The 23,617-nt window shown below is 49.2% G+C and carries 24 protein-coding genes and 1 tRNA gene; 17 read left to right on the top strand and 8 right to left on the bottom strand.

What is annotated here, in order from left to right:
• Position 1: 1 nt before the first annotated feature.
• The 9 genes from C4H11_RS04785 to C4H11_RS04755 all read left to right on the top strand — a co-directional run bounded on the left by C4H11_RS04785 (position 2) and on the right by C4H11_RS04755 (position 7,095).
• Entirely contained in the window at positions 2-1,783 is a 1,782-nt protein-coding gene (locus C4H11_RS04785; protein WP_106040683.1) for a hypothetical protein, read from the top strand.
• A 57-nt stretch (positions 1,784-1,840) separates the two neighbouring features.
• Positions 1,841-2,053 (top strand): hypothetical protein, encoded by a 213-nt coding sequence (locus C4H11_RS14070; RefSeq protein WP_129588279.1) that lies wholly within the window; start codon positions 1,841-1,843, stop codon positions 2,051-2,053.
• Positions 2,038-2,349: a hypothetical protein gene (locus tag C4H11_RS04780; protein ID WP_106040682.1), complete on the top strand. Its 312-nt coding sequence runs from the start codon at positions 2,038-2,040 to the stop codon at positions 2,347-2,349. Before C4H11_RS14070 ends, C4H11_RS04780 begins: the two co-directional genes overlap by 16 nt.
• Positions 2,346-3,815 (top strand): hypothetical protein, encoded by a 1,470-nt coding sequence (locus C4H11_RS04775; protein WP_106040681.1) that lies wholly within the window; start codon positions 2,346-2,348, stop codon positions 3,813-3,815. Before C4H11_RS04780 ends, C4H11_RS04775 begins: the two co-directional genes overlap by 4 nt.
• The gene (locus C4H11_RS04770) at positions 3,812-4,669 is read left to right on the top strand and encodes a hypothetical protein (protein ID WP_106040680.1); all 858 of its coding nucleotides are present in this window, start codon (positions 3,812-3,814) and stop codon (positions 4,667-4,669) included. The genes C4H11_RS04775 and C4H11_RS04770 overlap by 4 nt, the downstream gene beginning before the upstream one ends.
• Positions 4,663-5,634: a hypothetical protein gene (locus tag C4H11_RS04765; RefSeq protein ID WP_106040679.1), complete on the top strand. Its 972-nt coding sequence runs from the start codon at positions 4,663-4,665 to the stop codon at positions 5,632-5,634. The genes C4H11_RS04770 and C4H11_RS04765 overlap by 7 nt, the downstream gene beginning before the upstream one ends.
• The gene (locus C4H11_RS04760) at positions 5,631-6,179 is read left to right on the top strand and encodes a hypothetical protein (protein ID WP_234819883.1); all 549 of its coding nucleotides are present in this window, start codon (positions 5,631-5,633) and stop codon (positions 6,177-6,179) included. Before C4H11_RS04765 ends, C4H11_RS04760 begins: the two co-directional genes overlap by 4 nt.
• 244 nt (positions 6,180-6,423) lie before the next feature.
• Positions 6,424-6,594 (top strand): hypothetical protein, encoded by a 171-nt coding sequence (locus tag C4H11_RS14155; RefSeq protein WP_164996508.1) that lies wholly within the window; start codon positions 6,424-6,426, stop codon positions 6,592-6,594.
• A gap of 72 nt (positions 6,595-6,666) precedes the next feature.
• A complete protein-coding gene (locus C4H11_RS04755) occupies positions 6,667-7,095 on the top strand; it encodes a DUF5053 domain-containing protein (protein ID WP_106040678.1) in 429 nt (142 codons plus the stop codon).
• Positions 7,096-7,519: 424 nt separating this feature from the next.
• Here the strand turns inward: C4H11_RS04755 and C4H11_RS04750 are convergent, their stop codons facing one another.
• Positions 7,520-8,074, bottom strand: coding sequence for a hypothetical protein (locus tag C4H11_RS04750; protein ID WP_106040677.1), 555 nt, complete (start codon positions 8,072-8,074; stop codon positions 7,520-7,522).
• 635 nt (positions 8,075-8,709) lie between these two features.
• Between C4H11_RS04750 and C4H11_RS04745 the strand changes: the two genes are divergently transcribed.
• From C4H11_RS04745 to C4H11_RS04715, 7 genes are all read left to right on the top strand, one after another.
• Positions 8,710-8,976 carry a hypothetical protein gene (locus C4H11_RS04745; RefSeq protein ID WP_106040676.1) on the top strand — a complete coding sequence of 89 codons (267 nt, stop codon included), beginning with the start codon at positions 8,710-8,712 and terminating at the stop codon, positions 8,974-8,976.
• Complete coding sequence (locus C4H11_RS04740) at positions 8,969-9,223, top strand: hypothetical protein (RefSeq protein WP_106040675.1); 255 nt, start codon at positions 8,969-8,971, stop codon at positions 9,221-9,223. The genes C4H11_RS04745 and C4H11_RS04740 overlap by 8 nt, the downstream gene beginning before the upstream one ends.
• 29 nt (positions 9,224-9,252) lie before the next feature.
• A complete protein-coding gene (locus C4H11_RS04735; RefSeq protein WP_106040674.1) occupies positions 9,253-9,522 on the top strand; it encodes a 5-formyltetrahydrofolate cyclo-ligase in 270 nt (89 codons plus the stop codon).
• 115 nt (positions 9,523-9,637) lie between these two features.
• Positions 9,638-10,036, top strand: coding sequence for a hypothetical protein (locus C4H11_RS04730; protein ID WP_106040673.1), 399 nt, complete (start codon positions 9,638-9,640; stop codon positions 10,034-10,036).
• Between the two features lie 49 nt (positions 10,037-10,085).
• Positions 10,086-10,328, top strand: coding sequence for a hypothetical protein (locus C4H11_RS04725; protein WP_129588278.1), 243 nt, complete (start codon positions 10,086-10,088; stop codon positions 10,326-10,328).
• 70 nt (positions 10,329-10,398) lie between these two features.
• Entirely contained in the window at positions 10,399-12,558 is a 2,160-nt protein-coding gene (locus C4H11_RS04720) for a coiled-coil domain-containing protein (RefSeq protein ID WP_129588277.1), read from the top strand.
• 4 nt (positions 12,559-12,562) lie between these two features.
• Positions 12,563-13,063, top strand: a complete 501-nt coding sequence (locus C4H11_RS04715; protein ID WP_106040670.1) for a hypothetical protein — start codon at positions 12,563-12,565, stop codon at positions 13,061-13,063.
• Here the strand turns inward: C4H11_RS04715 and C4H11_RS04710 are convergent.
• The 4 genes from C4H11_RS04710 to C4H11_RS04690 form a co-directional block, all read right to left on the bottom strand.
• Positions 13,035-14,255, bottom strand: a complete 1,221-nt coding sequence (locus C4H11_RS04710; protein ID WP_449374857.1) for an IS256 family transposase — start codon at positions 14,253-14,255, stop codon at positions 13,035-13,037. The genes C4H11_RS04715 and C4H11_RS04710 overlap by 29 nt on opposite strands.
• A 352-nt stretch (positions 14,256-14,607) precedes the next feature.
• Positions 14,608-14,679: transfer RNA gene (locus tag C4H11_RS04705), tRNA-Cys, on the bottom strand.
• Positions 14,680-14,959: 280 nt separating this feature from the next.
• Positions 14,960-17,431 carry a ferrous iron transport protein B gene (feoB, locus tag C4H11_RS04695; protein WP_106040667.1) on the bottom strand — a complete coding sequence of 824 codons (2,472 nt, stop codon included), beginning with the start codon at positions 17,429-17,431 and terminating at the stop codon, positions 14,960-14,962.
• A gap of 292 nt (positions 17,432-17,723) precedes the next feature.
• The gene (locus C4H11_RS04690) at positions 17,724-18,731 is read right to left on the bottom strand and encodes an endonuclease/exonuclease/phosphatase family protein (RefSeq protein WP_106040666.1); all 1,008 of its coding nucleotides are present in this window, start codon (positions 18,729-18,731) and stop codon (positions 17,724-17,726) included.
• Positions 18,732-19,070: 339 nt separating this feature from the next.
• Here C4H11_RS04690 and C4H11_RS04685 point away from each other — a divergent pair, with 339 nt between their 5' ends.
• Positions 19,071-19,322 (top strand): type B 50S ribosomal protein L31, encoded by a 252-nt coding sequence (locus C4H11_RS04685; RefSeq protein ID WP_106040665.1) that lies wholly within the window; start codon positions 19,071-19,073, stop codon positions 19,320-19,322.
• A 366-nt stretch (positions 19,323-19,688) separates the two neighbouring features.
• On the opposite strand, the gene gcvT is transcribed toward C4H11_RS04685, so the two are convergent.
• The 3 genes from gcvT to C4H11_RS04670 all read right to left on the bottom strand — a co-directional run bounded on the left by gcvT (position 19,689) and on the right by C4H11_RS04670 (position 23,571).
• Positions 19,689-20,774, bottom strand: a complete 1,086-nt coding sequence (gcvT, locus tag C4H11_RS04680; RefSeq protein WP_106040664.1) for a glycine cleavage system aminomethyltransferase GcvT — start codon at positions 20,772-20,774, stop codon at positions 19,689-19,691.
• Between the two features lie 38 nt (positions 20,775-20,812).
• Positions 20,813-22,036: a peptidase T gene (gene pepT / locus C4H11_RS04675; protein ID WP_106043142.1), complete on the bottom strand. Its 1,224-nt coding sequence runs from the start codon at positions 22,034-22,036 to the stop codon at positions 20,813-20,815.
• A 125-nt stretch (positions 22,037-22,161) separates the two neighbouring features.
• The gene (locus C4H11_RS04670; protein WP_106040663.1) at positions 22,162-23,571 is read right to left on the bottom strand and encodes an amidophosphoribosyltransferase; all 1,410 of its coding nucleotides are present in this window, start codon (positions 23,569-23,571) and stop codon (positions 22,162-22,164) included.
• Between the last annotated feature and the right edge of the window lie 46 nt (positions 23,572-23,617).

Below are 23,617 nucleotides of genomic sequence, written 5' to 3'. Positions count from 1 at the left end.
CATGAGAAGAGATACGACATTCCCGCTTGCTGAAAGGGAGCGGGACACAGTGGCCGACTTTGAACGCTACTACATGAACGAGATGCAAATCTTGGCCAACGTGATAGACGCCAACAACATCTTTGCCGAAGTGGCCCGTGCCGGCGGTAAGACGGAAGGCATCACCGGCCCGCGTATCATCCGTGTGGCGGGCGACATGCCGGGCGAACTCTCCTTCCTCGTGCACAAGACCTACGTGGCCCTGATGATGAACGTGTGGCCCAACCTGCAAGCCTATTTCTCCAAGGAAGTTACCGTAGGCGGCAGGGTGCGCCCCATGCTCGAATACGGCATCGATTATGTGGTGGGCGAGGCGAAGCTGCCCTCTCACTTCCGGCGGCCGCGCTATCCCATAGCTTACCCCAGGCACAGCGTGGTGTTCCGCAACGGGCATCACATACAGCTGGTGAGTTCCGACCAGCCGGAGTCGGTGGCCGGACGTTCGGCCGTGCATGCCGTCATCGAGGAGATGAAGCATAATAAAGGCGAGAAGCTGAAGACGCGCCTGTTCCCGTCACTCCGCGGGGCAAGTGCCGAGATACGTCGCTCGCCCTACTACCAAGGCGTCACCGGCGTGTCCGACACCGCCCGCGTAGACCTCGGCGAGGACGACTGGTTCGAGGAGTACGAGAAGAATATGGACAGGCGGCTCATGGAGGAAGTCTCCACCGTGGCATTGCACGTGAACGAGGCCATCTATCGGAAATATCGGCTGATGAACTCGCAGCGCGAGACCACTAACCCCGTCACGCTGGAACGCATCCGGCTCGACATCATCAAGCAAGAGCGCATCATCGCCTTGTGGCAGCCGCGCCTGGCCGACATGCGCCGCAACGCCACGCTCTACATCCGTGCCAGCTCTTTCTGCAACAAGGACATCCTTGGCCCTAAGTTCTTCAAGACGCAGCTCGACACGCTGGACATGGACGAGTTCCTCACCTCCATCTGCGCCATCCGGCACAAAGAGGCGGTCAACAAGTTCTTCGCCCACTACAACAAGGAGAAGCACCAGTTCGCGGACAGCTACATCTACGAGTCGATACTCCGCCTCGACCTGCGCGAGCACTTCATCCTGACGGCCCGCTACCTCAAGCACTACGACCGTCGCGGCGAACTGCTGGTGGGCTACGACCCGGGACACTTCTCGTCGCTGGTGGTGGGGCAGGAAAAAGACTACGGGCGGCGTCTGCGGATATTGAAGGAGTTCTACTGCTGCTATCCCGACGAACAGCCGGAACTTGCCCGGCAGTTCCACGAGTTCTTCGGCGCCGACGCGGGGAACAAGCGCGTCATCCTCTATCCCGACCGTGCCGGCAACAAGCGCCGCGAGGAGCTGGAACAGATAACCACCGACAGCCGGGCGCTGAAGCGCGAGCTGGAGAGCTACGGCTTCGAGGTGGAGCTGATGAACGAGGGGCAGGCCACCATCTACCACTGGCAGCAGTTCAAGCTGCTGCTGCTCATCTTCGGCGGCAGGAGCAACGCCTTGCCCGAAGTGCTGATAGACGAGAACGAGTGCAAGAACCTGTGCAGCGCCATCATGCTGTCGCCGCTGAAGCGGACGGAAGGGCGCATCGAGCTTGACAAATCGTCGGAGCGGAAGGTAGCCCTGAAGCACCAGGCGGGACTGACGACGCAGCTTCCCAGCGCCCTGATTTATCTGCTGTTCGGCAGGTATGGAAACAAAGTGCTTAGTGAATTATCGTCCATGCCGGACAATCTGCCCGACAATCTGACCGTATAACGGCTCTTTCTTCCCCGAAAAATAGAGCCGAAAGGGGCAATAATGATGCCTTTTGACATGAAAATAATATTTAGTTCGTTGATTGACAGCACTTTCGCTGTTTGGACTGAAAACCGGGGAAATTTCATGCCACGATTGTCTCCCCGCACCGCTGACTTTCCGGTTTGCGCGGCACGTCTTCCCCGACGGCGGAAATATGACGGGGCGCCGGGCTCCGTCCTTTCTCCGGCGGCGGAAACGGACTATCTTCGGGCATGGAAACGACGATGACAGGCCTTCGGGCCATGCAATGGGCCAGGGAGCTGTCCAAGCTCCCCGACGGCTGCTTCAGCATAGCCTTCTTCCCCTGCTCGAGGCTCAAGGGGGAGGCTTCCACCGTGCTGAAGGTAAAAGAGGGGTGCCGGTGGCGCACGCAGCTTCCGGAAGAGAGGTTCAGTATAGACAGCGACAACTTCTTCCTGTTCACGGACGAATACGGCGAGCCGAAGATGTGCTACCGCATACTCATCCGCTACATGGGATTTCCGCAGGACGGTTACAAACTTCATAAAATAGATTGGCTATGAGTAATATTCAGATGCTGGGCAACTTCGGTTGCTACCTTGACGACGACAATGTGATATCCTTTCAGGTGGGCGACGGCCCGCGGGCTTCGCTGCTTGCGACCGACCCGTTGTTCCACGAGTTCTTCGGCGCCGACAGTCAGGACGTGCAGTGGCAGAGCATCCGGGGCTTCCAGGTGTGCAGCCGCGGGTATAATAACCGGAAGTGCGAGGAGATAGCTTCCGACATCAAGAAGAACCGCCTGCTGCCGCGTCTCATCACCAAGCAGGTGAACATGCTGTACGGGCATGGGCCGGCTGTTTACAAGACTGCCATTGCCGACGGGAAACTGAAGAAGGAGTGGGTGGATTGCCCGGAGGTCACGGACTGGCTGGATAGCTGGCAGGAGCGCGGCCTGGAGGCGGGTTACCGGGAAGTGGCCAAGGCCATCATCAAGAACTACTATTACTTCAGGGACTTCTTCGTGAAGTGGCGCTTCACCCGGGGCAAAGGCTGTGGCGCGCTGCCCGTGGCCGGGCTGGAGGCCATGGAGAACAACCTGTGCCGGCTGGCCACCACGAAAAAAGATGTGGCTACGGACGTGGTCTATTATAAAGACTTCCGGCATATCGCCGTAGGAAGGTGGGGGTATGGCACCTCCTCGTTCGGCATCTATCCCAAGTTCTCGCTCTCGGAGGTGGACAGTTACCGGTTCGCCGCCGTGTCGCACCACCGCGAGAAATCTGTGGATGAATTCTACGGCGTGAACGAGACCCACGCCGGGACACGCTCGTACATCAAAGGCTCTAACGAGACGGCGGACTACATCAACTCCTTCCTGCGCAATTCGCTGGCCGCCAAGATACACATCGTCATCCCCAACGCCTGGCTGGAGGCGAAACGCACCCAGATAACCAAGCTGTGCGATGAGAACAAGCGGCGCAAGAAGGAGGGGGATGAGTTGCTGCTCTACAACGATATCGAGATAGGCACGGAATTCAAGGAATCGCTGCTGATACGTTATCTGCAGTCGGAGCTGCGCAAGATATCCGGCTACCTGTCCGGTGCGGACAACCAGGGCAAGGCCTATGCCACCATCAGCTTCAAGAACGGGCAGAACGAGGAGGAACGGTGGAAGATAGAGACCGTGGACCTGAAGTACAAGGAGTATGTGGAAGCCCTGATAGCCTACGACAAGCGGGCCGACGAAGTCCTCCTCTCCAGCGTGGGGCTCGATGCTTCCATCTCCGGCGTGAGCAAGGACGGGGTCATCTCCAAGTCGGGAGCCGATGCCTACTACAATTACCTGATATACATCATGTCACTCACCTCGGAAGATGAGATCTGCTCCGAGCCTTTCAACATGGCCCTGCAGGTCAACTTCCCACACCTCTACAGGCAAGGCTTCCGTATCGGCTTCTACCGCGAAGTGCCGGCCAGGCAGGAGGATGTATCACCCGAAGACCGACTTAATCAGCAACAATCATGATCATATTAGAAGAACTTTTCCAGAACGTAGCGGAGTTCCGCAAGTACGCTCCGTATGCCGAGAGCAACATCAGTTTCGCCCAGCTCAACTCATCCGCCATCTCGGCCAAGAAACAGATCGTCGTCATCCTGACACGGGATGTCTACACGGCCATCATCGCCGCCGGCGGTGAGCCGCGCGAGGCTCTGTCTTTGGCAATGGCCAACCTGACCATGGCCAAGCAGCTGATATTCGACGTGGTGGCCAAGCGGAAAGACGATGTGGACATCTACAAGCACGAGCAGGAGGCCATGCGCCGCTCCTACATCGAGAACTATTACAACGCTATGGACAGCATCATCCGGCTGCTCGACGCCGGAGACGATGTGCCCTCCTGGCAGGAGACACGCTACCGGAAGATGCTCGACGGCCTGCGCATAAAGCGCACCGAGGACTTCGACCTGCTCTATCCCGTCGACCTGTCTTACCTCTTCTTCTTCCGGACAATCCCTCTGCAGAAGGAGGCCCTGGACGACGGGCTGGCCTCTTACTTCGAGCGCGCCGAGGGAAAAGCGGATGTTATATCCCTGCTGGAGCGGTGCCTGGCCAAACAGACGATTGCCATTGCCCTGCGCCGGTTCGATATCCTCGACTTCCCCGTCACCATCCGTAACCTGTTCGACGACTCCAAGGCTGCGCGGGATGGCGCTCAAGAACAAACCCGCATGCTTGAGCTGGCCGACAGGCTGGCCGGGGAGGTGAAGCGCGAACTGGCCGGCGTGGACATGCTTCTGACGACGGAAGCCTCCGGAAGCGTCGATACCGACACATCTTTCAACCGTCCAGACGACATAATCATGCTGATGCCATGCTGACGATAGACTTTATGGTAAGGGGGGTGCAATATAGCATCCCCAATGCTTGGGAGGGGCTGAGCCCTTATCTGTTCCAAGCTCTTATACGTGACTTGTATGCATTTGCCCAAGGCAAGATGTCAGTAGCGATGGTGCGTGTCAACCATATATGCCGGACAATGGGATGGAACGCGGAGAAGATAAAGGAATCCGGCGGGTGGGAGAACCTGGCATGGCTTGCCGAGCAGGTCACCTTTCCGTTCACCATCGTCTATCCGGACAACGATGCCGCCCTTCAGGGCCTGGACACCGAGACGTACAGGCTCTGCAAGCGCATACCGCCCCACAGGCTGCACGGCATCACCCTGTCGCGCTATCTGAGCCGGCTGGACTACCGGTATGCCATAGATTCCTGCTTTTGCGCGCAACTGGTTCCGGCACTGCACATCGATGACGACGAAGTGTATCACGCCTACACGATAGACACTGACTTCGGCCGGCTGACCTGCTCGCTCACGGCCCTGCAGCTCATCGAGGCGCGCACCCTCGCGGGATGCCCGGCAGAGCAGCTTCCGCTGCTGGCGGCCATCCTGTACTATCCCGGCCGGTACTCGTCGGCCGGCGCTCACGAGCTGGCACGGAAGTTCGCGGCCGCCGACCCGGACGAACTGGCGGCCGTAGCCTTCAACTTCCAGGCTTTCATCAACTATCTGTTCACCCGCACGGAATTCAGGTTGCTTACCGAGGTCGGGAACAGCAAGGAGTCTGCCATTTCTACCGGTGCCCTCGAATCGCTGTACAACCTGAGTTCCGAAGGGTACGGCGACGTGGAGCGGGTGGAACGGATGAACATCGTCCAGTTCCTGACGATCCTCCGTAAGAAACTCATCGACACCGTACGCAGCCTGCACGCCGCCAAGATGGACAAGATGGATATAGCCAATGAAACCAGACTACCCATACATATTATAAACGACATATTATGATGATCATCGACCTGCTTAAGTATTTCGCCCGGTTTCCGCGGAAAGCCGGCGTCCTCTCCATGTTCGCCAACGGCGGCAGCGACTTCCCCCGGTATGCGGAACTGTCCGGCTTCGTACGGAACCTGCCGGAGGCTGTCATCCCGGAGATAGAGAACTTCGTGTTCGGACAGTCGTTCGACCACGTCAAACAGTGCATAGACCGCATCACCGGCAGCTACCTGTTCGTCGACTACGGCGAGTTCTCCTCCGGCCGGACGGCTCGCAACTCCATCATCGACAGCCAGAAGCTGGCGGCCACCGTGGCGATAAAGCTCACCGACTCGGCCGACATCGTCGAGACGGCCATCGCGTCGGACACAGCCTTGTCCCTGCTTGCCGATTTACGGAAACGTCTCATACTCGACTCCCGATCGGAGGAGTTGCCGTGGCTCGACAAGATGTCGGACAGCCACGAGATCATTCCGTTCGTCTCGCCCGAATTCAAGTCCATTGGCTGGACGTTGATGTTCAGTGCGTCGGCCTCCGATTGGTTCGATGTGGGGTGATACTTGCATTAGACCGTTATCACGACCAGACCGGGCATGTGATTAGAGCCGATTCTCCGGAGCACTTCTTGGAGGATTTAAAGTTATATAAATATTTAAATATTGAATGAAAGGTCATTTCGCATCTATGCAAATGGGCGATTTATACTATTTTGCAGGTTGATAATAAAATTTTTATCTAAACATCTTGCAGGTGATAATAATTTCTTTATCTTTGTATTGTCAATCAAAAAGAGCTCTTTGAATGACTGATGAAGAAGCGCTAAAAGCGCAGGTAGATGAGTTGATCGAGAATCTCAACTACTACCTCCGAAATTATCACCGGCTTATCGGGCTGGGATATAGAAAATCGGTACTGGATGCTGAAATAGAATCTCTTAAATTGGAGATTCAACGTCTTTCCGCATTCCGGTAGAAAAGAGGAAGCTGTCTGGCCGGACAGCTTCCTTATCTTCATTCATTATGTATTACTTAAAAAATAAAAGCTATGGGAGTAAAAGAAGATTTTTTCAGACTGAAAGAGGCTTGTATTAAAAGTAAAGGAGCTGATCGGATAAAAGCGGAGCAAGAAATGGAAGCGTTCTTTAACTCCATACGCCCGGAAGATGAAGCAGAGCTTCAAGAAGCTGTCACGGAAGACTTTGCCAGAATTCATAACGACATTGAGGAAGCAAAGATTCTAAAGCAGCGGATAGAAGTGCGCAAAATCTTGTCTGAAACATTGCCGTTCATCTCTGTATCGGAATTCGCAAAGACTTATTTTGGAAAGTCGGCTTCATGGCTGCATCAGCGCATTAACGGGAACGAAGTGCATGGCAAAACGGTCACGTTCACTCCCGGTGAACTGCATCAACTGGCTGATGCCCTGAATGATGTGGCTAATAAATTGAAAAAGGCAGCAACGGCTTTTGTATAATTGTCCGACCGAATACGTCGTGCAGCGGACAGCATTTAAAGCCTAGAAGTATCATCCAAAAAGAAGAGACTTGAGGATGATGATATCTATAGGTAACTATATAAGTTTAGCGGAGCGAAAAACTCCGCTTTTTATTTTGCCGTTACGGAAGGAATCCTCATTTTTGCAATGCCCTATCAATCACATATATGAACCTCTTTTCAGTACGTAATCCGTAGACAATCGGGTTAAGGTGATGTGAACCTTTGGGCACGTGCTGATAAGAGGTTCGCCATTTGACATATGTTTGAAGATTATTTCAGCTCGGAGTCGGGAGGCTTTATCCCCGGAGAATATAACTCCGAACAATCGTCGGAGCCTGCGGAGCTTCCTGACATTCCTCAAGAAACACCATCTGCTACCAATGGGATGATTGTTGATGATTCTACTGATTCATGGCAAGGCCTATGAGAAAAGAGATGACGGCTACAAAGGAGCCGAACAGTAAGAATACGATAGAGTATTTGGTCTGTTCGACTCTTTTAATATTGCTTTTTTCTTGTATGGAAGTCTTTCTTTGCAGTTCTACAAGTTCATCGCCAATGATTTGTTTTTTCTGATCGGTTTCCGAAATGTTGTTGTCTTTAAAATAAGCGATGTAATCGGGTATTGCAAATTTGTCGGGTTCCTTGCCCGGTGGCATGAAATCGTGCGGCCACATCACGCGGCAGATATATCCTATCGAAACACTTGTAAAGACGATAAGTGCGAGACATCCCGCTGCGAGTGCCATGTCATTATGTGTGTTGAGATGGGTTAGCACATACCCCAGTGCCGCCGACAGGATTGCAAAATATACAGTGAACAGGGTATAAGACCTTTCGGTGATAAAAGCTTCTACCCGTATCATATCCCGGTGTCTGATGCTGGCCTGTTCATAGTACCATTCAAGCAATGAAAGCTCTATCACTGTAAGTTGTTGCTTTGTCAATCTCTCCATTTTGATAACATTATTTAGTTCTACAAAAATAATCAATATTCTTTTGCCGTTACAAATATTATTCTGATATTTGTCGTGCTAAACTGAGCAACCCGGATTGGTTGCCGATGTGCATCGTATAATGCTCACAGGTTTTGCGGGCTTTTTTTATGCCCGGTTCTTATGATATTGGCGGCTGCCTTTCCCAAACATTATTTTTGCCTCGGCAACTATCATTGTTCAGTTTAGCAACACGGGAAATGGCAGCCGTTTTTCTGCCTAAATGCTAAACTGAACAATGATATGAAAGAACTTATCATCGGTACGCCATCCGTACCATCCTCACGTATCGCCGTGAGTGAGAATGTCAACGCCCTTACCGGGCAAGTGAAAAAACATTCTTCAAAAGTTTGCAGATTCAAAAAGAATGTGCATATTTGCAGTGACCTACATTTGAATCGGGCGAGTAGGCTCGCCATAATTGCTGCGGGCATTTTTTATGCCTTCAACTTGCGATACTGGTTCCGACCCCCGTGTGGAGCGTTAATGCGCCCGCTGCCTGATTCAGGGTGTAGGTCAACGGGAAAGCGGAACCTTTATTGTTCCCTTCCTGTCTTTAATCAACATATTGTTTCATTTTAAAATGACCTACAAAGATGAAAGAATTAACTCTCGGTACGCCATCCGTACCATCCTCACGCATTATCGTGAGCGAGAAAGTTAACGCTCTCACCGAGCGAGTAAACAACCTGCAACGCCGCTACTACCGCAGCCTTGCCCCCGACTGCGAACTTCGCACCGCCGCCGACCGCTGGTACTTCGGCGCCATCCTCTCCACCTGTCTGGGCTTTGTTTTCCCACCGCTGTTCGCAGCCACTGCATGGTGTGTTTATAAAGCGAAGAAAGGAGGATATCATGAATAAGAGAGACACCTCCATCAACGGAGTGATATTGAACCATCGAGTCTCCGAATCTTTATCCAACCTGCAGGACGGCTACGGCCAGGCAGTTGTCGACTCCTTGGATAAACTGATTGGCTTCCTGCTGAAGCGCCAACTTGAACTTGCCGACTTTTCCTCCGAACTCCTGGAAAGCCTGTTCGCCGCCTATAACGCCAAGGAGGCCCTGTTGGAATTGCTGCCCGATGCCCAAAAGGATGCGGGCGAATAACCCTGATGTTAAACAAAAAAAACAGAACAATGAAAAAAGAGCAAGAACAAACCATCACAGATGTCAGCATCTACATTGCGGCCCTGTCCTCCACGTTCAGGCCCGCCTTCGATGCCGGACACACCTCTCATTGGTTTTCCACCGACGAGGTCTTCGACGCCATTCGGAGCATCGACCCCGGAGCCAACATCTCCAAAGAGCAAGTGCATCAAGCCATGCTCGATGCCGGTTACAAATACCAGCCCCGTCCCGGGGCCACCGGTCTCGACTTCCGCTGGATGCTTCAGGCAAAGACCTGACTGAAGGAACATTTTTTATACATTTTTCCGGGTGCGGCGGTTCGCGACGAATAGCCGCACTGTCCTTTACTTAAGATAGAATAAATACATTTCTTTGCAAAAACAACGATAAGCCATGATTACAGAAGAAATTATCCGCAAACAGTTCGTACACCAGATACTGCGCCGAGATGCCGCTTTCATCTACGAGACGCAAGCAAGAGTCCTGCGTGACAACTTTACGAACCCACGAGCCATAGAACTTGCCTCATTCCTTTCCTCCCGCCCGTTCAGTGTTTCAGGAGGAGGACTGAAACTGGACTATCATTTCAATATATTCCCCTACCTCCGGTTTCTCGACATCAAGTACAGCCGTGAAAGCATGGAATTGCGCAGCCGACTGGCACTCTATAACCGGGTCGTATGGGGACGCCTCTATCATGAGACTATCAATGATTTGCGATACGGACTGACACAGGACATCAAGGACTCCATTACGGCGAAATTGAAGGAAATATCTCCTGAAAAGCTTTGATTTTCGATAGAGGTTTAGTAGTTTTGTTGAAACTAAAAAAATGACTTTCATGGAAACAACTGTAATGGACACAACTGCAATGGGAATAATAATCATATTGCATATAATCTTCAGCTTTACCTTGCTGCCCTTACACATGAAGTCTAAGGGATGGTGTGTAGAAAACAGGACAGTAGCCGTCATTATTGCACTCTCTATAACACCGGTATCCTTAGTACTTTCGCCGTTTGCCGCATTTCTGGGCATGTTTCCTTTGTGGCTTGCCAACAAGCTGATTGGGTGGCCTAAATGATAAATCCTGTCCTTTGTAACAGGGCTTTCAGCTGCTACTTTCGTGTCATCACCAAAGTAGCAGTTTTTTTATGGCAAAACGTTTGTCGGAAGACCATATCAAATGGATTCTTTCTTTGGACGCCAGTGACGCGGACAAGGAAATACACAAAATCACAGAGCGGAATAAAGAACTCCAGTCGCGGAACAAAGAACTGGCCAAGTCCATCCGCGAGGTAGAATTCCGGTTGGGAAAGGAGAGCAGGGAATATAAAACCTTGTCGGCTCAATACAAAAAGAATACAGAGAAGCTTACGCTGAACCGCCTTGCCCTGAAGAAGCTGGAAGACCAGCAGGACCTGAACAATCTGTCCATGACCTCGTTGAAACGCCGTGCGCAGGACTTGCAGAAACAGCTTGACAATACTTCTCAGGCCCTCCATCCCGACCAATGGAATAAACTGAACCGAAAGCTGACAGACACCAAAGAAAGGATGTCGCAGCTCAAAGATTCCGGAAAAGAACTTGAATCTCAATTCATGCAGGCTGCCAAGTCCACCGGCAAGTGGACTGCCTTCTTCGGTAATCTCTACATGCAGGTTGCAAAATGGGGGTTGACCGGACTTGGAAAGCTGAAAGAACTTGCCGCCGAAGGCGTAGAAATGGCCGAAGCCGCCGACGGCGTAAAGCGTGCGTTCGACCGGTTGGACGACGGTTCCATTCTCGACAACCTGCGCAAGGCCACCAAAGGTACCGTTACCGACCTCGACCTGATGAAAGCCACCGTACAGGCCAAGGACTTCCGCATACCCTTGGAAGACCTGGGAAAGTATCTGCAGTTCGCCCAGCTGAAGGCTCAGCAAACCGGGCAATCGGTGGAGTACATGACCAATTCCATCATCACCGGTTTGGGTAGAAAATCCGTGATGATACTCGACAACCTCGGACTCTCCGCCGCTGAAATCAATGAGCAGGTATCGAAGACCGGCGACTTCATGTCGGCCGTTGCCTCCATCGTGGACAAGCAGCTGGCGGCGGCCGGCGAAAATTATGTGTCGGCTTCCGACCGTGCACAGGCGGCCACCGTCCGTTTTCAGAACGCGCAGTTGAGGTTGGGGCAAACTTTGCTTCCGTTGAAAGAAGGTTTCAAAGAGCTCTATACAGGGGCTTCCATCGGAGTCATGAATCTGATTGGGTGGAGTGTCAAGCATTATAGCGTACTGTTAACTCTACTGGCTGCCTATTTATCCTATCGAGCTGCCGTCAGACTGGCCACAACGGAGACTTACAAGAATGCAACCGCTACCAAAGCTTCCATTTTGCTCGACAAGATAAAACTCGCTTGGATAAACAACACCAAGGGGGCTACTTTGCTGTATGCGGCGGCGAAATCCAAGCTGGCGGGGAACACACTGAAGGCCAATGCGGCGATGAAGTTGTTCAATAAGACCTGTAAGGCCAATCTTATCGGACTTTTGGTCGCGGGAATCGTCGCCGGCGCATCGGCCTTCCTCCTGTTCCGCAAGCGGACGGATGAAGTGATGAAAATAACGAAAGAGGCCAACAGTTCCATTGCGGAAGAAAGAAACAATCTCGAGTCTCTTAAGAAAATACTGTTCGACTCTTCAAAAGGCTATGACCAGAGGAAATGGGCGCTCGATCGGATACAAGAGATGGTACCCGATTATCATGCCTCGCTGACCAAGGAAGGTGAGCTCATCAACAACGCTGACGCTTTAGACTTGTATGTCCAGAAGTTGCTTATTACCGCCAAGCAACAAGCGGCCAACGCCAAACTCCGGGAAGCCCTCGAGGCTCGGGACGAATGGTATTCCAAGCAAGACAAAGGCACGGCTCTGAAAATGAAAGAAGTGGAATGGGGCAAGAACGACATGCAAAATCAAGGGAAATCGGAGGCGGAGGTCGCGGCCTCTGTGGGAGTTTCCCCCTCCGCATTCCGGGCTTGGTCAGAGCAGAAGAAAAAAGTGGACAATGACGTCAAGCGCTATGAAGACATGATGCGCCGATATGCGGAAGAGTTGGCCAATATCTCGAACAAATACTCTTCCGTAACAGCCGGCTCTTCCGAAAAAGGAGATCTCGTTGCCTTGAAGAAGAAGGAAATAGAGGAAGCCGAAAAGGTGGTGGCTACCACCAGGCAGGAAGTTGCCGCCCGCAACCGGAAGGTGGCTGTCCTGAAGGCTGAACTGGAAGCCTTGCAGAATTTGGGCGTCCGCAAAAAAAAAGGATAGCGCCTTGGGCAAGGCCGCCGATAAAGAGCTGAAGGACAGTGTCCGCACCGAAAAGGAAGCGGTGAAGTCGCTGGAGGCGTTGCGTGAAGACGCCCTCCTATCGCAGCAGGAGTGGTACAATAAATCGGTGGCCGGGTTTAACGCGGCCTTGTCGGAGAACCGCATGTCCAAGGACGAGCACGACATGATGATGCTTTCCTTGGAGAAAGAGAATGCGGAAGCCCGCTTGCAGATAGAACGGGAATTCTACGAGGATGCGCGCTCCATGGCTTTGACAGATGCCGAGACCAAAGAGGACATCGTGCGTAAGTCGGGGCAGCGTGTCATTGATGTGGAGAAGGCGGCCAACGACAAGCGTGCCGCCATGCAGGCGAAGATGACCACGCTTGTCAGGGATTTTAAAGAAATCTTCATGACAGAGGAGGCACTGTCCACAATTTTGTGTAAATGTAAACGGGATTCAGTTATAAGTTCTCTTATATCTGAATTCTGTTTTCAAACATAAGCATAAATTGATTCATAATCAATCCCCAGTTAGTAATCGGCATCGTCCATTTCTTCTCAATCTCCATCAGAGCGAGGTATACCATTTTCTTCACAGCATCATCCGACGGGAATGAAAGTTTTGATTTAGTGTACTTTCTTATTTTCCCATTCAGATTTTCTGTGAGGTTTGTAGTGTAGATTATTTTCCTGATTTCCAATGGAAACTGGAAGAAAACAGTCAGGTCATCCCAGTTGTTCCTCCATGAGAGGATGGCATAAGGGTACTTCCCTCCCCATTTCTTTTCCAAATTATCCAGTTCCACGGCAGCAGCCTCCTTGTTGGGCGCGTTATAGATGTTCTTCATATCGGCTGTAAACTCTTTCTTGTCCTTGTAAACGACATATTTGCAGGAGTTCCTGATCTGATGTACGACACATATTTGTGTGGAAGACTCAGGAAATACGGCACGTATGGTGTCGGTAAATCCGTTCAGGTTGTCAGTGCAGGTAATCAGTATGTCCTGCACTCCGCGGGCCTTCAAATCTGTCAGGACACCCATCCAGAATGAAGAACTTTCTGATTTTCCCACCCACATGCCAAGGACTTCCTTCAAGCCGTTCTGTTTCAGACCGACACAGAGATAGACAGTCTTGTTGATGATTTTTCCGTTGTCACGAACCTTGAATACAATACCGTCCATCCAAACGATGAGATAGACAGGATCCAAAGGGCGGTTCTGCCATTCCTGAGCAGCCTGGCTGACTTTGTTCGTGATGATGGAAATGGCTGATGTGGACAGTTCTATTTCATAGATTTCACGCATCTCCTCTTCAATGTCGGACACGCTCATTCCTTTGGCATATAGGGAGATAACAAGTTTTTCTATGGAAAGCCCACGACTCTCGTGTTTGGGAACAACTATGGGCTCGAATTCACCGTTACGGTCACGGGGAATAGGTATGACCGCTTCACCGTGTTCGGTTTGGATTTTCTTGGGGTAGCTGCCGTTACGGGAATTACCGCTGTTATGACCGGAAACCGAATTCTTCTCATAACCCAGATGCGCATCCATCTCACCTTCAAGCATTTTCTCCAATACCTGCGCGTGTAACTGCTTCAGAAACTTGCTCACATCAGCTTCTGTCTTGAACAGGCTAAGGAACTCCTTACTTAATACCTCATCAGGCACTACATGATTCTTCTCTTTCATAATTTTCTTCATTTTGCAAAGCTATTAAATAAAAAATACGGAACCCATATTGAATCCCGTATTTTACATTTACACAAAATATTTTATAGTGCCACAGAGGACATAATTATGTTCTGTTTTATCCTGAAAAAGTGAAACTAAAAAGCTATTGACCGTCCTCAGATATACATTCTCATGAAAGAAGATGATGATGTATTTAAGTCTCCATTTTCCTCTATAAGTTGGGATGATTTAAAAGATATATTGATAATCTGCCACTTATAAAATAATCATTTTGCGCCCCTATTTGCGCCCCCTCAAAATTTAAAAGCTCCGAAATCCTTTATTATCAGTAGTTTCGGAGCTTTGCTTGAGGTTCCTGGCGGATTCGAACCGCCGTACACGGTTTTGCAGACCGCTGACTAAGCCACTCATCCAAGGAACCGGACTGTTCAAGAAATCTTTGTTTCTCGATTGCGGATGCAAAGGTAGTATATTTTCTGTAACTTCCAACTATCCACAGCAACTTTTCTTCTTTTCCCCTTTTGTTTTTACACATTCATTTCGTTTTTCATCCAGTAATCGCTTTAAATCGCAGCCACCGGCACAGCTGTCGCATGGGTTTGCGCTCTTCTTTGAACGACGGAAAAATGTATAAAAACTCATGCCGATGCGTGTAACGCAAAACAATAAAAAAGCGGCTACTATCCACTCTTGCCAATTACTCATGTAAATAGTCCTCCTATCTGATAAATTGCAAAAGAAATCAGCCAGGCCAGCACCGTGGTATATGATGCAGAGAACAATGCCCACTTCCAGCTGCCGGACTCCCCTCGAATAGCCGCCAAAGTGGCTATGCAGGGAAAATATATCAAAATAAATACCATGTAGGCAAAAGCTGCCAAGGGAGTAATAGGGATGCGCTCGCCCAAACTAACGGCATTTGCCTCAGAATCATCGGTGTAGAGTACTCCCAGCGTGCTTACTACCAATTCTTTTGCTCCCACACCGGAAAGGATGCCGATGCCCAGTTTCCAATCAAAGCCTAACGGCTTGATTACCGGCTCCATGGCTTTGCCGATGCGACCGATATAGGAATTCTCTTGCTGTTCGGCCACTGTGTCGTAGCTGTTGTGGTTGGGATAGTAGCCCAAAGCCCATATCACAACCGAGGCCATCATGATGATTCCTCCCATTTTGCGCAAGTATTGTACTCCCTTTTCCCAAGTGTGGCGCAGGATGGATTTCGAAGTAGGCATTCGGTAGGGCGGAAGTTCCATGACGAAAGGCGTGTCATCGCCCTTGACCAGGAAACGGCAGAAGAGGCGTGCCATGATTACCGCCAGCAGGATGCCGATGGCGTAAATGGATAGTAGTACCAGACTGGCGCTGTCCGGAAAGAAGGTTCCGACAAGCAGGAGATAAATAGGCAGACGGGCACTGCACGACATCAAGGGGTTGATGAGCATTGTGACTAAACGGCTTTTGCGGTTCTCAATGGTCCGCGAAGCCATTATGGCAGGAACATTGCAGCCGAATCCCATAATCAGTGGAATGAAAGACTTTCCGTGCAATCCCATCTTGTGCATAATCTTATCCATGATGAAGGCGGCACGTGCCATATAACCCGAATCTTCCATCAATGAAATAAAAAAGTATAGGATGAGAATGTTCGGTAGAAAGACGATGACGCCTCCTACGCCGCCGATAATGCCGTCTATCAGCAAATCTTTCAATGGGCCTTCAGGCATAATCTCATGTACCGCATTGCCCAGTTGTCCGACAAGCCATTCGATGCCTTGCATCGGATAGTCGCCCAGCACGAAGGTGCCTTCGAACATCAGATACAAGAACAGGAAGAAAATGGGGTATCCCCAAATGCGATGTGTCACGAAGAAGTCGATGGTATGGGTGACGCGTGATATGTCCTGATGGTTATCCACATAGGTCTCGCGTAAGGCGCCGGCAATAAAACCATACTTGGCGTCTGTGATGGCTTCTTCGCTATCTTCATTTATTGCATTGCGGAGGCGCTTCATTTCCCGGTCGCGCACCTCAAGAATATCTTTTGCATTGGGCAGTTTCTGTATTTCCTTCTCCACATCTTTGTCGTTCTCCAGCAGCTTGATGGCCAAGAAGCGGGTGGAGTATTTATGGCGAATGTTTTCATTAAGACTGATTACCTGCTTCACACTCTCGATGCTCCGTTCTAATTCCGGCCCATGATTGATGTGAATGTGCCGGTAAAACCCACGTGTCTGTTCCACTTCCTCTTTGTGGCTGCCGAAAGCGTGGTCGGGTACATATTCCTGGTGCCAATCCCGAAGGTCATCTAAGACTTCACTATTCATTTTGCCATTGTTGTTCAGAAAATCAGCGCCTTCGTAGATGCTTATGATTACATGAAACAATTGGTCGATGCCTTTTCCATTACGGCTGACCGTAGGTATCATCGGGATGCCGAAGAGCCGGCCGAGTTTGGCATAATCCAGCGTATTTCCACTGGACTCCAATTCATCGTACATGTTCAGAGCAATGACCATACGCAGGTCCATGTCAATCAGCTGAGTGGTGAGATAAAGGTTGCGTTCCAGATTGGAAGCATCCACCACATTAATGATGATATCGGGCGTTTCGTTGATGATATGGCGGCGGACGTAAATTTCTTCGGGCGAATAGGCAGAAAGGGAATAGGTGCCCGGAAGATCGACGATGCGGAAGTGATACCCTTGGAAATCGAAATAGCCTTCTTTGGCATCCACGGTGACTCCGCTGTAGTTCCCCACATGCTCGTGTGCGCCGGAAGCGATGTTGAAAAGGGAAGTCTTGCCGCAATTAGGATTTCCCACCAAGGCCACGTTAATGATGCGGCGTTTGCCAAGAGCAAGGCGTTTGAGGTGGGCTTCGTCCAAACTCTCTTCTTTGCTCAGTCCTCTGTGATAGTCAGGCACCACAATTTGCGTTTTGGCTTCCTGTTCGCTGATGATTTCTATCATCTCGGCCTCTTGGCGTCGCAAAGAAATCTCATATCCCATCACTTTATATTTAATGGGGTCTTTCAAAGGGGCATTTAGGAGCACCTCTACGGTTTTTCCTTTTATGAACCCCATTTCCACAATCCGTTTTCGGAAACCGCCGTGTCCCAGCACTTTCACGATTACCCCTTTTTCACCGGTTTTCAACTCGGATAAACGCATACTCTCTTCCGTCTTTCTGTTTTTATATTACAAAGATAGTGTTTATGCACATATATCGTAGACAATTTAAAATGTATTTAAATAACAAACAACCGGAATTTAGTTTGAATCCTTTTCTTTCTTTTTTTTATTATTTACAAAAAGCGCTTCTTCGTAACGAAAATAGGATGCTGTGTTAACCCCCTTCCCGTTTTTTAGTAAAAACTATCGCTCTGATTTACATAACGTTAGAGACGCTTTAATTGTTTATGAATCTTTTTATGAGGAGTAAAAAATGCGTATAAATCCAAGATTACTTTCGTAGATAGATAATGGTAGGTAAGTGGTCGCTGTAGCCATTAAGCCAAGTTCTTCCACCGTGTGTGCGCAGCAGAGTGCCTTTGTATTTTCCCTCTTGCTGAATCATATAATCGCGGATAAATACTTCGTTATGGTCGTATCTCAATCCTTTGCGCTTTTTCAGCAGGGAGCGGGAGACGAGAATCTGGTCGAACAGGTTCCATTTGCCCCGATAGAGCAGCGTGCCTACTCCCTTGTCTTCCAATATTTCCCACCAAGGGTTGTAAAGTCCGCCTTGCTTCACCTGTTTGGCGTATTTGCGTCCTCCGAGCTCTTGCAAGCTTTCGTCCATAGGGTCATCATTCATGTCGCCCATAATGATGAGTTTAAGTTTCTTGTCTTCGCGCATCAGCGAATCTTTCAAGGCTTTTACCTGCCGTGCCGCATGTACGCGAAGCGGTGAATCTGCTCCGCGGGACGGCCAATGGTTGACGATGACACAAACCCGCTCACCGGCCAACCGGCCGTCTACTATCAGGAATCCGCGTGTCAGGTGCGTAGTGTCTCCTTTGAAAGGGACGGAAAGAACCAACTCGGACTTGGTGACGCTGAATTGCTTCGGATTGTACAACAAAGCACAGTCCACTCCGCGCCGGTCGGGGCCTTCATAATGTATATACCGGTAGTCCGATATGGCCGGTTGTTTAATCAAGTCGTCCAATACCCTGCTGTTTTCCACTTCTGCCACTCCGATGAAAGCCGGGCCTTGGGGCACTAAATCTCTCGACAGTTCTCCCAGCACCTTGGAGATGTTCCGCAGCTTTGCCTCATATTTTCGAGCAGTCCATTTATAACTGCCATTGGGCAAAAAATCATAATCCGCTTTACCCGCATCATGAATCGTATCAAACAAATTTTCCAGATTATAGAACGCCACGCTATATACTTTTTGCTCCGTATTTTGTGCACCCGATGTCGAGACATAAAGCCAGACAAAGAATAATACAAATAATTTCTTCATATTTATAGAGTTATTTTCTGCAAAAGTCAGAAATAAAATGCGATAAACCTACTTCCTTTTATGCTTTTTTGTATTGCTACTGAAATCTTTTGTCTCGTCGGGGCTTTCAGCCCCTTGCCGACAGCGCTCCCCGAGTGTTTTTCATTCTCTTCGTTTAATAACAGAGACTATTTGTACTTCTCAGTGGAACTTATCCCCATATCCCTTGCGAAAAATAAATCGGATTTTATTTTGCGGTGTCTCGGACTTGTACTATCTTTGCGCTCTGAAAAAGAAGACCATTACACTATTTATTACCAAAATAGTAACAGAATAATAAATTATAAAACAAATATCAAAATGAAAAAAGGTATTCATCCTGAAAATTACCGTCCGGTAGTATTTAAAGATATGTCAAACGGTGACATGTTTTTGTCTCGTTCCACTTGCAGCACAAAAGAGACTATCGAATTCGAAGGTGAAACTTATCCGTTGGTAAAGCTCGAAATTTCCAGCACTTCCCACCCGTTCTACACCGGTAAGTCTAAGCTGGTTGATACAGCCGGTCGTGTTGATAAGTTTATGAGCCGTTATGGTAATCGTAAGAAATAATCAGCCCTGATTTATTTTTTTGTGGCAAGAGGAGAGCGCATCAAAATTAAGATGGTGGACATTCCTTAAAGTTACAGGTTGTGACAAGCATATATGAAAAGCCCTATCGAACTCTGTTTTCAAGTTCTGATAGGGCTTTTTCATTATCTTTTTGAGGGGACAAGTTCCGGATTGAAAGTTTTATTCAACCGAAATCAAATTTTGATACAAGCTTCTCTTCTTGTGATACTCTTCAAAATATGCAACGGCTCATGTTATAGTGTGTGTAGCGACTGCTATGAATAAATAGTGGTTAGTGAGCAGCGACAAATAGAGAACAAGATATTCTCATGCCGCATGGTCACTAACCGCTGATTGCCGGCCGCTCTATTTACGGAACGGTGGCTTTACCACTTGCGCTTTCAGCTTACGCCCACGCACATCGATGTAGATTTCCGTATCTGCTTTAGCGTATTCCGGTTTCACATACCCCATGCCTATTCCGATTTTGCGCATAGGAGACATGGTGCCCGATGTCACCACACCGATAGCAGTGCCATCCGCGCTGAAAAGCTCGCATCCATGACGAGGAATGCCGCGATCCAGCATCTCAAAACCTACCAACTTGCGAACGATTCCTTCGGCTTTTTGCTTCTCGAGCATCGGGCGGTTGATAAAGTTTTTCCCGTCCACGAACTTTGTAATCCATCCTAATCCTGCTTCAATGGGCGAAGTGGTATCATCCAAATCGTTGCCATACAGGCAGAAGCCCATTTCCAGGCGTAGTGTGTCGCGTGCCCCCAGTCCGATAGGCTTGATTCCGAATTCTGCACCGGCCTCGAATACGGCATCCCAGATTTTCATGGCGACATCAGGATAGAAATAGAGTTCAAAGCCTCCGGCACCTGTATAGCCGGTGTTGGAGATAATGACATCTTTTTGACCGGTAAAGTCTCCATGCGCGAAAGTGTAATAAGGAAGTTCGGAGAGGTTGATGGAGGTCAGTTTCTGCAAAGCAAGAATCGCCTTTGGGCCTTGTACGGCAAGCTGTGCCATGCGGTCGGAGGCGTTTTCCAGTTCGGCTCCTTCCGTATTATGCGAAACGCACCAGTTCCAGTCTTTTTCTATATTGGAGGCGTTCACAACCAACAAGTATTTTTCGGGCTCATAGTGATAGACCAGAAAATCATCTACAATACCTCCTTTTTCATTAGGGAAGCAGGAATATTGCACTTTTCCCGGGGTAAGAGCCGCTACATTGTTTGACGTTACTTTTTGCAGGAACTCCAGTGCATGAGGCCCTTTTACCCAGAATTCTCCCATGTGGGATACATCGAATACACCCACTTCCCGGCAAACGGTGAGGTGTTCATCTATGATTCCGGAGTATTCGATAGGCATATTGTATCCCGCAAACTCGTGCATCTTGGCACCCAGCGAGATGTGTTTCTCTGTAAACGGAGTGGTTTTCATGATGATAAAGAATTAAGTGATGAATGATTATTTATAAATTATTTCTCGGCTACAAGTTCTACAATTTTTACGATGACGTTCATGGCCTTTTCCATACTCTGAACGGGCACAAACTCATAGCGCCCGTGGAAGTTCAATCCACCGGCAAAGATATTGGGGCATGGCAACCCTTTGAAAGAGAGCTGTGCGCCGTCCGTTCCTCCACGAATAGCCTTTACGCGGGGTTCAACGCCTGCTGCTTTCATTGCTGCAAAGGCGGTATCGATGATGTGCATCACCGGTTCTATCTGTTCGCGCATGTTGTAGTATTGGTCGCGAAGTTCAAGGGTGGCGGTTCCCAAACCGTATTCGGCATTTATTTTCTCCACAAGATGTTCCATCTCTTTCTTGCGGCTTTCGAATCGCGTGCGGTCGTGATCGCGAATAATATAAGAAACCGTTGTCTGTTCCACTTCGCCGTTGATGCCGATCAGATGATAAAAACCTTCATAACCTTCGGTATGTTCCGGAACTTCATGAGCGGGAAGCATGGCCATGAAGCGGTTTGCCACTCGAATGGAATTAATCATTTTGTTCTTGGCATAACCCGGATGTACATTGCGTCCCTTGAAAATTATTTTGGCTGCTGCCGCATTGAAATTCTCGAACTCGAGTTCGCCCACTTCACCGCCATCCATGGTATAAGCCCATTCGCAGCCAAATTTCTCTACATCGAATTTATGAGCTCCCAAACCGATTTCTTCATCCGGATTGAAGCCGATGCGAATCTTTCCGTGTTTGATTTCAGGGTGTTCCATCAAATAAACCATGGCTGATACAATTTCGGAGATACCGGCCTTGTCATCAGCTCCCAGCAGGGTCTTGCCGTTCGTTACTATCAGGTCTTCTCCTTTATGATCAAGCAGTTCGGGGAATTGTGAAGGAGAAAGAATCACATTCTGTTCAGCGCAGAGAACGATATCCTTGCCATCGTAGTTTTTCACAATGCGCGGAGATACATCTTTTCCGCTCATGTCTGGACTTGTATCCATATGTGCAATGAATCCGATGGTAGGCAACGGCTTATTCGTATTGGCCGGAAGTGTGGCAAACAGATAGCCATTCTCGTCCAATGTTATTTCTTTCAGGCCTAAAGCCTCCAGCTCCTCTTGCAGATACTTGGCAAATACCATTTGTCCCGGAGTGCTCGGGGTCACTCCACTGTCTTCATTTGCTTGGGTGTCGAAGCTTACATACTTCAAAAAACGTTCTATTAATGTCATGTCCATAAGGCTTTAATTATTTACAAGAAAAAAGGTGCTTATTGATTGCCGTAAAGGTAAAAAAAGGGAAGTGAATAGCCAAGCAATTCACTCCCCTTTTTCATTCATGTATAGCATTTTGTCAATCAGAAATGGCTGCTGCCATCAAAACAATGCGTGCAAATCTTGCACTTAGGCAGACCGATGGCCTCTATCAGAGTTTCCAGTGTATTGAACTTCAAAGAAGAAAGGCCGAAACGCTCTCGAATCACCTCTACCATTTTTTCATACTCCGGTGAACCGGTAGTGGCATACTTCTCCAGATTTTTGGCATCATCTCCTTCCAAATCTTTGATGATACGTCTTGTGATGAGTTCCAAATCGTTTTTAGAGGCTGTAAAACCAATGAAGGGACAACCGTAAATCAATGGAGGACACGCAATGCGGATGTGTACTTCTTTGGCTCCGTATTCATAAAGCACCTTCACATTGTCACGCAGTTGTGTGCCTCGAACAATGGAGTCATCGCAGAACAACACCCGTTTACCTTCGAGCATGGCCCTGTTGGGTATCAGCTTCATCTTTGCCACCAGAGAACGCATTTCCTGTTTACTGGGAGTAAAGCTGCGAGGCCAAGTAGGAGTGTATTTGGAGATGGCGCGGTGATAGGGAACCCCTTTACCTTCGGCATAGCCCAAAGCCATGCCTACACCGGAATCCGGGATGCCACACGCGCAATCTACTACCGAGTCATCTTTCTGTCCCATTTTGAAACCGGAAGCAAAACGTACCTCTTCTACGTTTCTACCTTCGTAGCAAGAAGTGGGAAAGCCATAATATACCCATAGGAATGAACAGATTTGCATTTGCTCATTAGGTTTGCGCATCTGTTCCACGCCGTCGGCTCGCAAACGGACGATTTCACCGGGGCCGAGATAACGTTCTATTTCATAACCCAGATTCGGGAAGCTGCTCGACTCGCTTGTGACGGCATAGGCGCCTTCTTTCTTGCCGATGACCACAGGTGTGCGTCCCCAATGGTCGCGTGCGGCAATAATGCCATCTTCCGTAAGCAGGAGCATGGAACAGGAACCTTTGATGTGCTTATACACATTTTCAATTCCTTCCACAAAATTTTTGCCTTGTATTATAAGGAGAGCGATAAGTTCTGTTTGATTGGTTTTGCCCGAGCTTAGTTCAGCGAAGTGCATGTTTTGAGCCAGTAGTTCGGCTTCAAGTTCTTGTAGATTTACGATTTTGGCGACTGTCGTGATGGCAAAGCGGCCAAGGTGAGAGTTCAGAATCAAGGGTTGCGGATCTGTATCACTGATGATTCCTATTCCGGAATTTCCCTTGAATGTATCCAGTTCATCTTCAAACTTCGTGCGGAAATAGGTGCTTTCCAGGTTGTGGATAGAACGGATAAATTCTTTTTTTTCTGTATTGTATGTGGCCAGGCCGCCACGTTTCGTTCCCAAATGGGAATTGTAATCTGTACCATAGAACACATCAGCCACGCAATCAGCCTTGGCTACTGTGCCGAAAAAGCCTCCCATAAAATCTTTTTTATTGTTGGTTACTAAAATTAACGGAGACAAAGGT

The sequence above is a fragment of the Bacteroides zoogleoformans genome (assembly GCF_002998435.1).
In the GTDB taxonomy this organism is placed as follows: Bacteria; Bacteroidota; Bacteroidia; order Bacteroidales; family Bacteroidaceae; genus Bacteroides; species Bacteroides zoogleoformans.
This window is presented reverse-complemented; position numbering and strand designations above follow the sequence as displayed.

Coding starts and splice junctions, on each gene's coding strand:
- C4H11_RS04785 (WP_106040683.1), top strand. CDS start 2: ATGAGAAGAGATACGACATTCCCGCTTGCTGAAAGGGAGCGGGACACA.
- C4H11_RS04780 (WP_106040682.1), top strand. CDS start 2,038: ATGGAAACGACGATGACAGGCCTTCGGGCCATGCAATGGGCCAGGGAG.
- C4H11_RS04725 (WP_129588278.1), top strand. CDS start 10,086: ATGGAAACAACTGTAATGGACACAACTGCAATGGGAATAATAATCATA.
- C4H11_RS04710 (WP_449374857.1), bottom strand. CDS start 14,255: ATGAAAGAGAAGAATCATGTAGTGCCTGATGAGGTATTAAGTAAGGAG.
- C4H11_RS04730 (WP_106040673.1), top strand. CDS start 9,638: ATGATTACAGAAGAAATTATCCGCAAACAGTTCGTACACCAGATACTG.
- C4H11_RS04760 (WP_234819883.1), top strand. CDS start 5,631: ATGATGATCATCGACCTGCTTAAGTATTTCGCCCGGTTTCCGCGGAAA.
- feoB (WP_106040667.1), bottom strand. CDS start 17,431: ATGCGTTTATCCGAGTTGAAAACCGGTGAAAAAGGGGTAATCGTGAAA.
- gcvT (WP_106040664.1), bottom strand. CDS start 20,774: ATGAAAACCACTCCGTTTACAGAGAAACACATCTCGCTGGGTGCCAAG.
- C4H11_RS04670 (WP_106040663.1), bottom strand. CDS start 23,571: ATGGGAGGCTTTTTCGGCACAGTAGCCAAGGCTGATTGCGTGGCTGAT.
- C4H11_RS04735 (WP_106040674.1), top strand. CDS start 9,253: ATGAAAAAAGAGCAAGAACAAACCATCACAGATGTCAGCATCTACATT.
- C4H11_RS14070 (WP_129588279.1), top strand. CDS start 1,841: ATGAAAATAATATTTAGTTCGTTGATTGACAGCACTTTCGCTGTTTGG.
- C4H11_RS04740 (WP_106040675.1), top strand. CDS start 8,969: ATGAATAAGAGAGACACCTCCATCAACGGAGTGATATTGAACCATCGA.
- C4H11_RS04765 (WP_106040679.1), top strand. CDS start 4,663: ATGCTGACGATAGACTTTATGGTAAGGGGGGTGCAATATAGCATCCCC.
- C4H11_RS04755 (WP_106040678.1), top strand. CDS start 6,667: ATGGGAGTAAAAGAAGATTTTTTCAGACTGAAAGAGGCTTGTATTAAA.
- C4H11_RS04745 (WP_106040676.1), top strand. CDS start 8,710: ATGAAAGAATTAACTCTCGGTACGCCATCCGTACCATCCTCACGCATT.
- C4H11_RS04690 (WP_106040666.1), bottom strand. CDS start 18,731: ATGAAGAAATTATTTGTATTATTCTTTGTCTGGCTTTATGTCTCGACA.
- C4H11_RS04775 (WP_106040681.1), top strand. CDS start 2,346: ATGAGTAATATTCAGATGCTGGGCAACTTCGGTTGCTACCTTGACGAC.
- C4H11_RS04770 (WP_106040680.1), top strand. CDS start 3,812: ATGATCATATTAGAAGAACTTTTCCAGAACGTAGCGGAGTTCCGCAAG.
- C4H11_RS14155 (WP_164996508.1), top strand. CDS start 6,424: ATGACTGATGAAGAAGCGCTAAAAGCGCAGGTAGATGAGTTGATCGAG.
- pepT (WP_106043142.1), bottom strand. CDS start 22,036: ATGACATTAATAGAACGTTTTTTGAAGTATGTAAGCTTCGACACCCAA.
- C4H11_RS04750 (WP_106040677.1), bottom strand. CDS start 8,074: ATGGAGAGATTGACAAAGCAACAACTTACAGTGATAGAGCTTTCATTG.
- C4H11_RS04720 (WP_129588277.1), top strand. CDS start 10,399: ATGGCAAAACGTTTGTCGGAAGACCATATCAAATGGATTCTTTCTTTG.
- C4H11_RS04685 (WP_106040665.1), top strand. CDS start 19,071: ATGAAAAAAGGTATTCATCCTGAAAATTACCGTCCGGTAGTATTTAAA.